Here is a 13,378-nt window from a genome sequence, read left to right on the forward strand (position 1 = left end):
CGCGGAGCGGCACCTCGGCGACGGCCGCCGGTACAAGGAGATCTACGACCTCAACAAGAACAAGCTGCAGCCGGACGGCCGCCGGCTGACCAACCCGGACCTGATCATGCCGGGCTGGCAGGTGCGGCTGCCGGCCGACGCGAAGGGCCCGGGCGTGCACACGGTCCGGGTGAGCATCGGCGACCACCCGTCGACGCACGAGACCAGGCCCACCACTACTGAGACCCGGACGAAGACCACCGAGACCAGGACCACGGCGAAGCCGAAGGCGGCGGTCGACCACAAGACCGAGACGGCCGGTCCGGGCCGGTACTCCGAGCAGGGCGCCGAGCAGGGGTCCTCGCTGGGGATCGTCAGCTCGACGACCGACCCGGGCGCGAAGACCGGCAAGCCGGTCGGCCCGAACGTGACGGCCGAGCCGCATATCCCGGGCGTCGGGACGAACACCCAGGGCGAACCGGCCGGCGGCGGCACGCAGGTGCCGGTGGCGACCCCGGTCGCCGCGCACAGCGGCGGCATCAGCCTGCAGGAAGCCGGCATCTTCGGGTTCGGCGCGGCGCTGCTAGCGGCCGGTCTGGCGGTGGCGCTGAAGCGCCGCCGCGGCTGGGCGCAGGGCCCGGGGCCGAAGTCCGCCGGGCAGCGGCAGACCGAGATCGACCTGCGGATGGCGGCCGACGTACCGACCGCGCAGTTCGTGGACAACTCGCTGCGCAAGCTCGGCGCGGACATGACCAAGCTCGGCCGCCCGATGCCGAAGGTGGTCGCCGCACTGGTGACCGAGCGGGCGCTGACCCTGGTCCTGGACCCGTACGAGGCGCAGCCCGCCCCGCCCGGTCCGTGGCAGGCGATCGCCGAGGGCACCCGCTGGACGCTGCGGCGCGGCTACGGCCCGGCCGGCGAGGTGAACGCGCCCGCGCCGTACCCGACGCTGGTCACGGTCGGCCAGAACGCGGACGGCGCGACGGTACTGATCGACCTCGACACCGCGAACGGGATCGTCGCGTTCGGCGGCGTCACCAACGCCTCCCGGGACGTGGTCGGTTCGCTGGCTGTCGAGCTGGCCACCAACCTGTGGTCGGAGGGCGCGCACATCAGCATGGTCGGGTTCGGTGACGACCTGTCGTCGCTGTCGCCCAGCCGGCTGAGCTACTGGGTGCGGCTGGACGACGCGATGGGCGAGGTGGCCCGCCGTACCGAGGCGCAGGTCCAAGCCTGCCAGCGGCGGAACAGCGGCTCCGTCGCCGAGGCCCGGATGACGCACCCGGACGCGGCGCTGTGGGGCGCGGAGATCATCTTCGTGTCGGCGCCGCCGTCGCCGGAGGAGCAGGACCAGCTGAACCGGCTGGCCTCGGACGCCAAGCGCAGCATCTCGGTGGTCGTGGTCGGCGACGTCCTGAACGCGCCGTGGCGGTTCGTCGTGGACGAGAAGAACCAGGCGGTCTGCCGGCTGCTCGGCCTCGAGGTCGAGGCGCACCACGTCAGCCCGGAACAGTTCGCGGACCTGGTCCAGCTGTTCGACGCGGCCGAGGCGGACGCCCGCGACAAGCGCCGCTCGGAGCAGGACATGCCGGCGTACGAGTTCTCGGCCACCGACCTGAGCCGGCCGGCGCCGGTCGAGGTGGACCTGCTCGGCCCGGTCGAGGTGGACGCCCGCGGCGCCATCGACGAGGGCCGGGTCGCGCTGTCGACCGAGATCGTCGCGTTCCTGGCCAGCCAGGACTACGGCGTACACCCGAACGTGCTGGCCGGTGCGATCTGGCCGCGCGGGATCAGCCAGGAGCTGCGCGACTCGGCGCTCGAGCACACCCGCCGCTGGGTGGGCGTGGACGCGATGTACGCCGACGAGTCCGGCCGCTGGATGCTGAACCGCAGCGTGGTCCGGGTCGACTGGGACGTGTTCCGGACGCTGGCCAAGCAGGCGACGATGGTCGACGACCCGCGCGGCCCGCTGTCGACGGCGCTCAGCCTGGTCCACGGCCCCGCCTGGTCGAACCTGCCCGGCGGCCGCTACTCCTGGCTCGCCGCGTCCGGCATCGAGCGCCGGATGGTCGAGGCCGTCGTCGACGCCGCCCTGCGGCTCGCCGAGGCGTCCCTCAACCACAACGACGGCAACCTGGCCCGTACGGCGCTGCAGACCGGCCTGAGCTTCTCCCCGGCGTCGGAGGAACTGTGGCGGGCCACCCTCCGCCTGGCCTCGCACTTCGGCACCACCGCCGACGTCACCAACGTCGCCGGCCAGATGTACGCCGCCCTCACCAAACACGGCGCCCCCCGCGGCCCCGAGGCGGAGACCGACGCCCTCGTCGACGAGCTCCTCCCCGGCTACCACCGCCCCGCCCAGGTCGCCTAGGTACAAAGAACCGCCCTGCACTCGTGCGAGTGCAGGGCGGTTTTTCGTGCGGCTCAGAGGTTTCTGGCGGACCAGGTGTCGCAGGCGGTCAGGTCGCCGGAGTCGAGGCCGGCCTGGAACCACTTCATGCGTTGGGCGGCGGTGCCGTGGCTGAAGGACTCGGGGGTTACCTGGCCCTGGGTCTTCTGCTGGATGCGGTCGTCGCCGACCGAGGCGGCGGCGTCGAGGCCGCGGGCGATGTCGTCCTGGGTGAGGCCGGTGATCAGCGGCTGGCCGTTCTTGCCGGGGACGGTGGTGGCGTGGTTGGTCCAGATGCCGGCCAGGCAGTCGGCCTGCAGCTCGGAGCGGACCGAGTCCGATGTGGGGCCGTTCCGGGTCTTGATCCGGTCGAGAATGCCGTACAGGTTCTGGATGTGGTGGCCGTACTCGTGCGCCACGACGTACGCCTCGGCGAACTCGCCGCCGCGGGCGCCGAGGTCGGTCTGCAGGGTGCGGAAGAAGCCGAGGTCGAGGTACACGCGGTGGTCGGGCGGGCAGTAGAACGGGCCGACCGCGCTGGTCGCCGGGCCGCAGCCGGTGTTCACCGAGCCGTCGAAGACCCGCATCGGGGCGCGGGTGTACTTCTTCCCGTGCCGGGGGAGCTCCGCTGCCCAGAAGTTCTCGATCGAGTTCTGGTAGAAGACGAACCGGCAGTCCGAGTTCGACTGCAGGTCGGTGCCCTTCTTGCAGGAGCTCAGGTTGCCCGCGGCCGTGTTCTGCGTGGCCGGCTGGTCGCTGCCACCTCCGCCTGGCAGGCCGCCGTTCAGGAGCAGGATCACGACCAGCAGGATGATGCCGCCGATGCCGCCGCCGACCGGGATCACCCCGCCGGGCAGCCCACCGCGGCCCCCGCCACCACTTCCGCGGGTGTCCTCGACGCCGCTGGTGTCGAGATCCGCGTCCGGATTGAATTTCACGGCACATACACTAGAGCAGCCCACCCTGCCCCAGCCCTGTCGAAGCCCAGCGTTAGGACCTCTGCGTACCCCGATGATCACTGTTTCCAATCTCGAGGTCCGCGTCGGTGCCCGGCAGTTGCTGGCGCCCGCGTCGTTCCGGGTCGGCCCGGGGGACAAGGTCGGGCTGGTCGGCCGTAACGGGGCCGGCAAGACCACGTTGACCAAGATCCTCGCCGGTGAGGGGCTGCCGACCGCCGGTTCGGTGACCTCGTTGGGCGAGATCGGCTACCTGCCGCAGGACCCGCGCACCGGCGACCTCGACGTACTCGCCCGGGACCGGATCCTGTCCGCCCGCGGGCTCGACGACGTCGTACGGCGGTTGCGCTCGGCCGAGAAGTCGATGGCCAGCGCGGACGAGAAGACCCGCGCCAAGGGCATGCGGCGGTACGAGCGCGCCGAGGCCGACCTGCACGCCGCCGGCGGGTACGCCGCCGAGTCCGAGGCGGCCCGGATCGCGGCCAACCTCGGCCTCCCGGACCGGGTCCTCGGCCAGCCGCTGTCCACCCTGTCCGGCGGTCAGCGGCGCCGCGTCGAGCTGGCCCGGATCCTGTTCGCGCAGGCCGAGACGCTGCTGCTGGACGAGCCGACCAACCACCTGGACGCGGACTCGATCGTCTGGCTGCGGGACTTCCTGAAGTCGTACGCCGGTGGCGTGATCATGATCAGCCACGACGTGAACCTGCTCGAGGAGACCGTCACCCGGGTCTTCCACCTGGACGCGAACCGCGCCGAGATCGACGTGTACAACGTCGGCTGGAAGGCGTACCTGAGCCAGCGCGAGACCGACGAGCGGCGCCGCAAGCGCGAGCGCGCGAACGCCGAGAAGAAGGCCACCCAGCTGGTCGACCAGGCGAACAAGATGCGCGCCAAGGCGACGAAGGCCGCCGCGGCCCAGCAGATGCTCCGCCGCGCCGAGCGGCTGATGTCCTCGCTCGAGGACGAGCGCCAGGCAGACCGCGTCGCGAAGATCGCGTTCCCGACGCCGGCCCCGTGCGGCAAGACGCCGTTGATGGCACGCGAGCTGTCGAAGTCGTACGGCTCGCTGGAGATCTTCACCGACGTCGACCTGGCGATCGACAAGGGATCCCGCGTCGTCGTACTGGGCCTGAACGGTGCCGGCAAGACCACGCTGCTGCGGATCCTCGGCGGGATCGAGAAGGCCGACACCGGCGAGATCATCGACGGCCACGGTCTGAAGCTCGGGTACTACGCTCAGGAGCACGAGACGCTCGACGTGAACCGGACCGTGCTGGAGAACATGAAGTCCGCCGCCCCGGACCTGAACGAGACGCAGGCGCGCAGCGTGCTCGGCTCGTTCCTGTTCACCGGCGACGACTCGGACAAGCCGGCGAGCGTGCTGTCGGGCGGTGAGAAGACCCGGCTCGCGCTGGCGACCCTGGTCGTCTCGGCGGCGAACGTGCTGCTCCTCGACGAGCCGACCAACAACCTCGACCCTGCCTCCCGCGCCGAGGTGCTGAACGCGATCCGCTCGTACACCGGCGCGATCGTGCTCGTCACGCACGACGAGGGCGCGGTCGAGGCCCTCGAGCCCGAGCGCGTCGTGCTGCTCCCCGACGGCGTCGAGGACCTCTGGACCAGCGAGTACGCCGACCTGGTCTCGCTCGCCTGATTACTTCCGAGTAATATCCGGTCGTATGACTGGTCTGCGACTGAGTGTCGACGGTGCGGTGGCCCGGGTGGTGCTGGATCGGCCCGAGGTGCGGAACGCCCAGACGCCCCGGATGTGGAGCGAGCTGGCGGACTTCGGTACGTCGCTGCCGCCCGAGGTCCGGGTGGTGATCGTGTCGGGGGAGGGGCCGTCGTTCTCGGCCGGGCTCGACCGCCGGCTGATCATGGGCGAGAACGACCTCGGCGAGGAGCCGCTGCTGAACCTCGGCGCCAAGCCGACCGCCGAGGTCCTGGAGCTGATCGCACACTTCCAGTCCGGCTTCTCCTGGCTGCGGCGGCCGGAGATCGTCAGTATCGCGGCCGTCCAGGGGCACGCGGTCGGCGCCGGGTTCCAGCTCGCGCTCGCCTGCGACCTGCGGGTGGTGACGCCGGACGCGCGGTTCAGCATGCGCGAACCGGCGCTCGGCCTGGTCCCGGACCTCGGCGGTACGAAGCCGCTCGTCGAGCTGGTCGGGTACTCCCGGGCCCTGGAGATCTGCGCCACCACGCGCTGGGTCGAGGCGGCCGAGGCGAAGGAGCTCGGCCTGGCGAACATCGTCGTACCGGCCGACGAGCTGGAGGCGACGGTCAAGGACCTGTCCGACGCGGTGCTCGGCCCGTTGCCGGGCGCGATCCGCGAGACCAAGGCGCTGCTCCTCGGTGCCGCGGACCGCACGTACGACGACCAGCTCCAGGCCGAGCGTGAGGCCCAGGAACGCCGTTTGAAGGAACTCCTGGCCGCGTTCGGTTAGTGCCAGTTGCTGACCAGTACGTCGTTCGGCGCGGGCTCACCCTTGCCGGTTTCGACGTACTGCTTGAGGCTCATCAGGAACGTCGCCCACTTGGTGCTGCAGTGGTACATGAACTCGACCGGCTCACGCCAGCCCTCGTGCTTGAACAGCACGATCGTGAAGTCGTCGGCTCGGGAGAGCGCGAAGCTGACCTGGGTGCCGATCCATTCGTCGGGGCCACCGACGACCTCCCAGCGGATCAGCTCGGGCGTGGTTTCCAGGACCTTCATGTCGAACCCGTCCCCGCCCGCGCTGGCGAAGCGGAACTCCAGTACGCCGGCCTCGTCGCCTGTGGTGTCCACGGTCCACCATCCGGCGAGTCCGTCGATCGTGGTCAGGGCGTCGTACACGTCCTTGCTCGGGGCAACGATGCCCACCCGGTGCAGGATATCGTTCATGGTCTTTCCTTCCGTTCGATCGCCTCGGCGATCGTCTTGATCCGCTGCAGCCGCCGGTCCCAGGCGTGCGTGACGTCGGCCAGCTGATTGATGGCGTGGGCGAGGCGGTCCTCGGCCACGGCGTACCGGCGTTCCCGGCCGGACGGCGCGGAGTGCACCAGCCCGGCCCGTTCGAGAACGCCGAGGTGTTTCGCCACCGCCTGACGGGTGACGGGCAGGCGCTCGCTGAGCCCGGTCGCCGTACCGCCGCCGTCCGCGAGCAGCAGGTCGAGCATCCGCCGCCGGGTCGGGTCGCCGATCGCCGACCAGAGCTCGTCGTCGATCACGGCCTGGCGACCAGCCGGGCGACGTACGGCGCGATCCGCGGCAGGAAGTAGTCCCAGCCGCTGGTGTGGTCCGCGAACAGCTCGTCGGACTTGGCGGCCTCGTCGAACCCGGTCTCGGCGAACCGGAGCAGCGTGCCGCCGTCGGCCGCCAGCAGGTCGAACGTGACCAGTACCGAGTTCTGCGGGGTCGCGGTGTCGCCGTCGTAGTCCCAGCGGAACACGAACCGGCGCGGCGGCTCGGCCTCGAGTACGGTCAGCCCGACCGTCAAGGTGCCGTCGTCCTGCCGGAACCCGACCGTTCCGGTACCCCCGGGGACCGGCTTGTAGTCGGCCTCGTCCGGCCACCACTCGCGCAGGTGCTCCGGCGAGCTGACCACCTCGTAGACCACCTCCGGCGCGGCCGCGATCCGAATCTCCCGCTCGATGCTCCTGCTCATACCCCTGAATCCTTTCGCAACCTTTGGTTGCTCATGATCGTAGGCCACGACGACCTGATATGCAACCAAAGGTTGCGGGAAGCGTTCCCGGGCCGCGACTGTTGAGATGATCTGTGCAAAGGGAGGCGGTGCGATGTCGATGATGGGCGGAATGGCCGCGGCCGGCTGGCGGCGGCAGGACGCGTCGGTCGTCGGGCGCAAGCTGGCGAAGGGCACGGTCCGGCGGATCCTGAGGTTCGCGAGGCCGTTCCGGTGGCAGATCACGGTGTTCCTGGTGCTGGTGGTCGGGTCCGCGTTCCTGGTGATCGCGTCGCCGCTGCTGTTCAAGAAGATCGTCGACGACGGGATCACCAAGGGGAACGCAGGGCTGGTGACCGCGCTCGCACTGGTGGTCGCGGGCCTGGCGGTCGTCGAGGCGGTCCTCGGCCTGGTGCAGCGCTCGTTCTCGGCGCGGATCGGCGAGGGGCTGATCTACGACCTGCGGACCAAGGTGTTCGCGCACGTGCAGCGGATGCCGGTCGCGTTCTTCACCCGGACGCAGACCGGCGCGCTGGTCTCCCGGCTGAACAACGACGTCATCGGCGCCCAGCAGGCCTTCACGACCACGCTGTCCGGCGTGGTCTCGAACATCATCAGCCTGATCCTCGTGGTCGGCGCGATGCTCGCGCTGAGCTGGCAGCTGACCGTGGTCGCGATCCTGCTGCTGCCGGTCTTCCTGGTCCCGGCCCGGATCCTCGGCCGCCGGCTGGCCGCGATGACCCGCGAGCAGATGAACCTGAACGCCGAGATGTCGACGGCGATGACCGAGCGGTTCAGCGTCGGCGGCGCGCTGTTGGTCACGCTGTTCGGGCACCCGGCGCTGGAGGAGCGCGACTTCGGTGAGCGCGCCGGACGGGTCCGCGACCTGGGGATCCGGATCGCGATGCTCGGCCGGGTGTTCTTCACCGCGCTGACGCTGGTCGCGGCGCTCGCGACGGCCCTGGTGTACGGCGTGGGCGGCAACCTGGCCGTCCGTCAGACCCTGACCGTCGGGACGTTGCTCGCCCTGGTCGCACTGCTCGGCCGGCTGTACGGTCCGCTGACCGCGCTGTCCAACGTGCGCGTCGACGTGATGACCGCGCTGGTGTCGTTCGAGCGCGTCTTCGAGGTGCTCGACCTGGAGCCGATGATCAAGGATGCCCCCGACGCGATCGACCTGCCTGCCGATGCGGCGAGTGTCGAGTTCGACCATGTCGCGTTCGCGTACCCGACCGCGGAGCAGGTCTCACTCGCCAGCCTCGAATCGGTGGCCGTCCTGGACAAGCGCGCGTCCGCGCAGGTCCTGGACGACGTGAGCTTCGTGGTCGAGCCCGGTCAGATGATCGCCCTGGTAGGCCCGTCCGGAGCCGGCAAGACCACCATCACGAACCTGGTGGCCCGGCTGTACGACGTGACCGGGGGAGCGGTACGAATCGGCGGGCACGATGTCCGCGAGGTCACGCTCCAGTCCCTGCACGACACGATCGGGTACGTCACCCAGGACGCCCACATGTTCCACGACACGATCCGCGCCAACCTGCTGTACGCGAAGCCGGACGCTCTCGAGGAAGAGATGGTGGCGGCACTGCGGGCGGCCCAGATCTGGGAACTGGTGTCGGAGCTCCCGGACGGCCTCGACACGGTCGTCGGCGACCGCGGGCACCGGCTCTCCGGCGGCGAACGGCAACGCCTGGCGATCGCCCGGTTGTTGCTCAAGGCGCCGAAGATCGTCGTACTCGACGAAGCGACGGCACACCTGGACTCCGAGTCCGAGGTCGCCGTCCAGCAGGCCCTCGACACGGCGCTCGAAGGCAGGACGTCGCTGGTGATCGCGCACCGGCTGTCGACGGTCCGCAACGCGGACCAGATCCTGGTCGTTGACCACGGCAACGTCATCGAGCGCGGCACGCACGACCAGCTGCTGGCGGCCAACGGCGAGTACGCGCTGCTGTATCACACGCAGTTCAAGGAGTCCGGCACCGCGATGATCACTTAGGGCGCGGCCTCCTGTGACTCGTGCTCCAGGAGATGCAGCACCGGTACGCCGAGATGCCGGCGGGCCGAGTTGGTCCAGTCCAGGTGGAAGAACTCGGCGACGATGTGCGGCCGGGTGAGGATGATGACCTCCTGCCCGCCGCTGTGTTTCACGGTCGCCACCAGCGCGTCGATCGGCCGGTCGTGCGAGATCCCGCCCTCGGCGTGCTGCCCGAGGTCGCGGAGCCGCTGCACGCTGCGCCCGCTGCAGCCCTTGGCCTCGGAATCGATCGCCCGTTGCGCCTCCACGAGGTCCTCGCGCTGACCCGCGAGCCCCGGTCCGTAGAGATCCGCCGTACCGAGCGCGCTGATCGACGCCTCGACGCCCGCCTCCGCGTTGTGGCAGGGCACGAGCACGTGGTACGTAACCGGCTCGGGCATGTCCTGATGGAGTGCGACGACACGTTTCGCGTCCGGCTCGGACAGTTCCTGTTCGACAAGCAGTACGACGTCGTACATCGTGCCACCTCCGCTTACCAGTCGGTATGCCTCCATAGTGCCCCGGCAAGCGGTGAAAGTATTCAACTGAATCGTTGCAGTCTTCGAGTTCCGTACGTGCGCAGCGCGCGGAGCAGGTCGACCTCGCGGAAGGCCGGCCAGTACAGGTCGCAGAACTCGATGTCCGAGCCGGTCGTCTGCCAGAGCAGGAAGTCCGACATCCGCAGCTCGCCGCTGGTCCGGATGACGAGCTCCGGGTCCGGCAGGCCGGGCACGTACAGGTGCCGGCTGATCTCCTCCTCGGTGAGCGCGTCCGCGACGTCGTCGAGCGACCGCCCGTCCGTGGCCGCCTCGTCGAGCATCGACCGTACGGCGTCGAGAACCTCGAGCCGCCCGGAGTAACCGATCGCGAGGGTCAGGTCACCGGCCGTCCGGTCCCGGCTCAGCTCGACGGCGTCTTTCAACGCGCGGGTCGTTGAGTCAGGCAACAAATCCAGCTGACCGGCGACGTGCAGCCGCCAGCGGTGGTCCCGGCGTACGTGCTCGGCGAGCACGCTCTCGGTGAGCTCCATCAGGTAGCCGACCTCGGCGGAGTCCCGCTTGCGCATGTTGTCCGCCGAAGCGACCCACGCCGTAACGCAGGTGATGCCCGCGTCAGCGCACCACTGCAGGAACTGCTCCAGGTGGCTCGCCCCGAAACGATGCCCGACGCGTACGTCGTCGTACCCGGCGCCGCGCGCCCAGCGACGGTTGCCGTCCATCACGATCGCGACATGCCGCGGCTTCGGCAGGGCTCTGAGCTGCCTGCGGAGGCGGCCGGTGTACAGGCGGTAGAGGGGGTTCATCGTTGGGCGCTCGAGAGTACGTCGGCCAGGTCAAACTTCACCGGCTCCTCCAGCTGCTCGTACGTGCAGGACTCCGGCGTCCGGTCCGGGCGCCAGCGGACGAACTGGGCGGTGTGCCGGAAGCGGATGCCTTCCATGTGGTCGTACCGCACCTCGACGACGCGCTCCGGCCGCAGTGGCGTGAACGACAGGTCCTTGCCCGCCTGCCAGCGGGAGCCTTCGGCGTTCCGCGGCGTACGGACGCCCTCCTCCTGCTTGGCCCACGCCCACGGGTGGTCGTCGAACGTCGTGACCAGCGGCTGCAGTTCCGTGAAGAGCTCCTTGCGGCGCTCCATCGGGAACGCGCCGATCACGCCGACGCTGGCGAGCGTGCCGTCGCCGTTGTACAGCCCGAGCAGCAGCGAGCCGATCCGGTCCGGGCCGCTCTTGTGCAGGCGGTACCCGGCGACGACGCAGTCCGCCGTACGCTCCGGCTTGATCTTGAACATCACCCGCTTGTCCGGCTGGTACGTCCCGTCGAGGGGCTTGGCGATCAGCCCGTCCAGGCCGGCGCCCTCGAACTGCTCGAACCACTGCGCGGCGGTGTCGTGGTCGGCGGTCGCCGGGGTGACGTGGATCGGCTCCTTGACTCCCGCCAGCGCGTCCAGCAGCGCGGCGCGGCGCTCGGCGAACGGGCGCTCCGTGTAGTCGTCGTCACCGAGGGCCAGCAGGTCGAACGCGACGAACCGGGCCGGGGTCTTCTCGGACAGCATGTTCACCCGGCTCGCGGCCGGGTGGATGCGCTGCTGCAGCACCTCGAAGTCGAGCCGGTCGCCGGAACCGCCGATCACCACGATCTCGCCGTCGATCGCGCAGCGCTCCGGGAGGTTCGCCTTCACCGCCTCGACCAGCTCGGGGAAGTACCGCGTCATCGGCTTCTCGTTCCGGCTGCCGATCTCGACCTCGTCGCCGTCGCGGAAGATGATCGACCGGAACCCGTCCCACTTCGGCTCGTAGGACAGGTCCCCGCGCGGGATCTCCTTCACCGGTTTGGCGAGCATCGGCTTGACCGGAGGCATCACTGGCAGTCGCATCCTGTCATTCTGTCCCACGCCCCTGACAGTTCCTAGCCACTTCCTGGGCACTCCTCAGGTGGACGCGGGGGAAGTTGCCTCGGACAATGCCTGTATGAGCTCAGTCGGGGTGGGTACGCGGCCGTCGGACGCGGAGCGTGACCGCGCCCTCGCCGTCCTCCGCGACGGCGCCGGCTCCGGCCGCCTCTCGCACGACACCTTCGTCCGCCGGATGAACGTCGTACTCCGCGCCCAGACCCAAGGCGAACTGGTCGACGTCCTCCGCGACCTCCCCCGCCGCGAGTCCCGATTCATGACCTGGGCCCGCCGGTTCCGGTCGACGCTTCCTCGCGCTGCGGCGTGGAGTGAGCTGTTGCCTCGCGTGTCGCTGGTCCGGCAGGTGGCGCCCCCACCGCCGCCTGCGCTCGCGCTTCCGGCAGCTGGTTCGCCGACGGTCCGCGTCGGGCGCGGGCCGGGCGCGACGCTCCGGCTGGCGGACATCACGGTCTCGCGGTTCCACGCCGAGCTGCGGCACGTCGGCGACGGCTGGCTGCTCCGCGACCTCGGCTCGATGAACGGCACCTGCGTGAACGACCTCCGCATCACCACCACCGTCCGCGTCCGCCCGGGCGATCGCGTCAGCTTCGGAGCGGTCAGCTTCACGCTGACCCAGCAGCCGTAAGGACTTGCATTCAGTACCCAGGTCCAGGCTTACCGTCGACCCATGGACAACACCTGGGTCCCGGAATCCTGCACCCTCCCCACCGCCGAACAGCCCCTCCGCACAGCCGAGTTCGACCAACTCTTCACCAACCACCTCCGCCACGCGACCCGCCCGGACGCCCACACCCTAGAACTCACCCTCACCCCGGAATCCCACGCGACAACCGCAGACCTGATCGCCCGAGAGTCCGAGTGCTGCTCGTTCTTCACCTTCACCCTCACCGAAGCAACCATCCTCCGCATCACAGTCCCACCCACCCACACCGTCGTACTCGACGCGCTTGCCAGCCGACTCCCGCGCTGACTCAGGGGAGTAGGACTACCTTGCCGGTGGTGTTGCGGGTTTCGAGGGCTTGGTGGGCGGCTGCGGCGTCCGCGAGGGGGAAGGTTGTCGTGAGGGCCTTCCAGCGGCCGGTGGTGGTTTCTTCCAGGGCGGCGGCTTCGAGGGTGCGGAGTTGGCGGGCCATTCTGGCGCCGAGTGCCCACCCGACGGTCAGGCTTCGGGTCATCAGGTCGGTGTGGGTGAATTCGATCGGGCCGCCGCCGGACCAGCCGAACAGGAGGGCTCGGGCGCCGGGGGAGAGGAGGTTGAACGCGTGCTGACCGTTGGGGCCGCCGACGCCGTCGAGGAGGACGGTGACCTCCTGGTTGCCCAGGGCATCCTTCAGGACCTCGGGCCAGTCCGGGTCGCGGTAGTCGATCGCGTACTGCGCTCCGAGTGAGCGGACCAGTTCGACCTTCTCGGGGCCGCCGGCGAGGCCGATCGCGACGGCGCCGACGTTCCGCGCCGCCTGGATCAGGTAGCTGCCGATGCCACCCGCCGCCGACGTGATCAGTACGACGTCCTCCATCGTCAGGCGGGCCTGCTGAAGGATGCCGGCGGCGGTACGTCCGGTGCCGATCGCGGCGACTGCCTGGGCGGCGTCGACGTGGTCGGGGAGTTCGTACAGCGACTCCACCTTCGCGACCGCGCGTTCGGCGTACCCGCCGGGGGCCATGCCGAGGTGGACGACGACCCGCTTCCCGATCCAGGACGGGTCCACCTCCGGCCCGACGGCGCCGACCCGGCCGGCGACCTCGCGCCCGGGGATCGTCGGCAGCTCCGGCACCGGGATCGGGCTACCGCCGGCCGCCCCGGCACGGATCACCGTGTCGACGAGATGAACTCCGGCGGCCTCGACCTCGACGAGGACCGTCTCACCGACAGGCACCGGGTCCGGAACCTCCTCGTACACGAGGTTCTCCGCCGGACCGAAGGCATGCAGTCTGATCGCTTTCATACCGGGCAACGCTAGAACCT

Annotated in this window: 14 protein-coding genes; 6 read left to right on the forward strand and 8 right to left on the reverse strand. The window is 70.1% G+C overall.

Annotated features, from left to right (window positions below; genetic code table 11):
- The coding region (locus VFF46_RS34065) for a hypothetical protein (RefSeq protein WP_325041362.1) at positions 1-2,350 on the forward strand (2,350 nt) is incomplete at its 5' end.
- Between the two features lie 53 nt (positions 2,351-2,403).
- Here VFF46_RS34065 and ypfJ read toward each other — a convergent pair.
- Positions 2,404-3,306, reverse strand: a complete 903-nt coding sequence (ypfJ, locus tag VFF46_RS34070; RefSeq protein WP_325041363.1) for a KPN_02809 family neutral zinc metallopeptidase — start codon at positions 3,304-3,306, stop codon at positions 2,404-2,406.
- 73 nt (positions 3,307-3,379) lie between these two features.
- Here ypfJ and VFF46_RS34075 point away from each other — a divergent pair, with 73 nt between their 5' ends.
- A complete protein-coding gene (locus VFF46_RS34075; RefSeq protein ID WP_325041364.1) occupies positions 3,380-4,978 on the forward strand; it encodes an ABC-F family ATP-binding cassette domain-containing protein in 1,599 nt (532 codons plus the stop codon).
- 25 nt (positions 4,979-5,003) lie between these two features.
- Positions 5,004-5,768 carry an enoyl-CoA hydratase/isomerase family protein gene (locus tag VFF46_RS34080; RefSeq protein ID WP_325041365.1) on the forward strand — a complete coding sequence of 255 codons (765 nt, stop codon included), beginning with the start codon at positions 5,004-5,006 and terminating at the stop codon, positions 5,766-5,768.
- On the opposite strand, the gene VFF46_RS34085 is transcribed toward VFF46_RS34080, so the two are convergent.
- Genes VFF46_RS34085 through VFF46_RS34095 form a run of 3 tightly spaced genes read right to left on the reverse strand, consistent with a single transcriptional unit; the run spans position 5,765 to position 6,968 of the window.
- Complete coding sequence (locus tag VFF46_RS34085) at positions 5,765-6,205, reverse strand: SRPBCC domain-containing protein (RefSeq protein ID WP_325041366.1); 441 nt, start codon at positions 6,203-6,205, stop codon at positions 5,765-5,767. The genes VFF46_RS34080 and VFF46_RS34085 overlap by 4 nt on opposite strands.
- The gene (locus tag VFF46_RS34090; RefSeq protein ID WP_325041367.1) at positions 6,202-6,531 is read right to left on the reverse strand and encodes a metalloregulator ArsR/SmtB family transcription factor; all 330 of its coding nucleotides are present in this window, start codon (positions 6,529-6,531) and stop codon (positions 6,202-6,204) included. Before VFF46_RS34090 ends, VFF46_RS34085 begins: the two co-directional genes overlap by 4 nt.
- On the reverse strand, positions 6,528-6,968 hold the full coding sequence (locus tag VFF46_RS34095) for an SRPBCC domain-containing protein (protein ID WP_325041368.1): 441 nt from the start codon (positions 6,966-6,968) through the stop codon (positions 6,528-6,530). The genes VFF46_RS34090 and VFF46_RS34095 overlap by 4 nt, the downstream gene beginning before the upstream one ends.
- Positions 6,969-7,107: 139 nt before the next feature.
- Here VFF46_RS34095 and VFF46_RS34100 point away from each other — a divergent pair, with 139 nt between their 5' ends.
- Positions 7,108-8,982: an ABC transporter ATP-binding protein gene (locus VFF46_RS34100; RefSeq protein WP_414673122.1), complete on the forward strand. Its 1,875-nt coding sequence runs from the start codon at positions 7,108-7,110 to the stop codon at positions 8,980-8,982.
- Here the strand turns inward: VFF46_RS34100 and VFF46_RS34105 are convergent.
- The 3 genes from VFF46_RS34105 to VFF46_RS34115 form a co-directional block, all read right to left on the reverse strand.
- Positions 8,979-9,479, reverse strand: coding sequence for a hypothetical protein (locus VFF46_RS34105; protein WP_325041370.1), 501 nt, complete (start codon positions 9,477-9,479; stop codon positions 8,979-8,981). The two genes, VFF46_RS34100 and VFF46_RS34105, sit on opposite strands and share 4 nt — an antisense overlap.
- Before the next feature lie 62 nt (positions 9,480-9,541).
- Complete coding sequence (gene uppS / locus VFF46_RS34110; protein WP_325041371.1) at positions 9,542-10,303, reverse strand: polyprenyl diphosphate synthase; 762 nt, start codon at positions 10,301-10,303, stop codon at positions 9,542-9,544.
- Positions 10,300-11,376, reverse strand: a complete 1,077-nt coding sequence (locus VFF46_RS34115) for an ATP-dependent DNA ligase (RefSeq protein ID WP_325041372.1) — start codon at positions 11,374-11,376, stop codon at positions 10,300-10,302. The genes uppS and VFF46_RS34115 overlap by 4 nt, the downstream gene beginning before the upstream one ends.
- Positions 11,377-11,470: 94 nt before the next feature.
- Here VFF46_RS34115 and VFF46_RS34120 point away from each other — a divergent pair, with 94 nt between their 5' ends.
- On the forward strand, positions 11,471-12,037 hold the full coding sequence (locus VFF46_RS34120; RefSeq protein ID WP_325041373.1) for a DUF1707 and FHA domain-containing protein: 567 nt from the start codon (positions 11,471-11,473) through the stop codon (positions 12,035-12,037).
- A gap of 42 nt (positions 12,038-12,079) precedes the next feature.
- Positions 12,080-12,382: a hypothetical protein gene (locus VFF46_RS34125; protein WP_325041374.1), complete on the forward strand. Its 303-nt coding sequence runs from the start codon at positions 12,080-12,082 to the stop codon at positions 12,380-12,382.
- A 1-nt stretch (position 12,383) separates the two neighbouring features.
- On the opposite strand, the gene VFF46_RS34130 is transcribed toward VFF46_RS34125, so the two are convergent.
- Positions 12,384-13,358, reverse strand: coding sequence for a zinc-binding dehydrogenase (locus VFF46_RS34130; RefSeq protein WP_325041375.1), 975 nt, complete (start codon positions 13,356-13,358; stop codon positions 12,384-12,386).
- Positions 13,359-13,378: the final 20 nt, after the last annotated feature.

Source organism: Kribbella sp. (assembly GCF_035655035.1).
Classification (GTDB): Bacteria; Actinomycetota; Actinomycetes; order Propionibacteriales; family Kribbellaceae; genus Kribbella.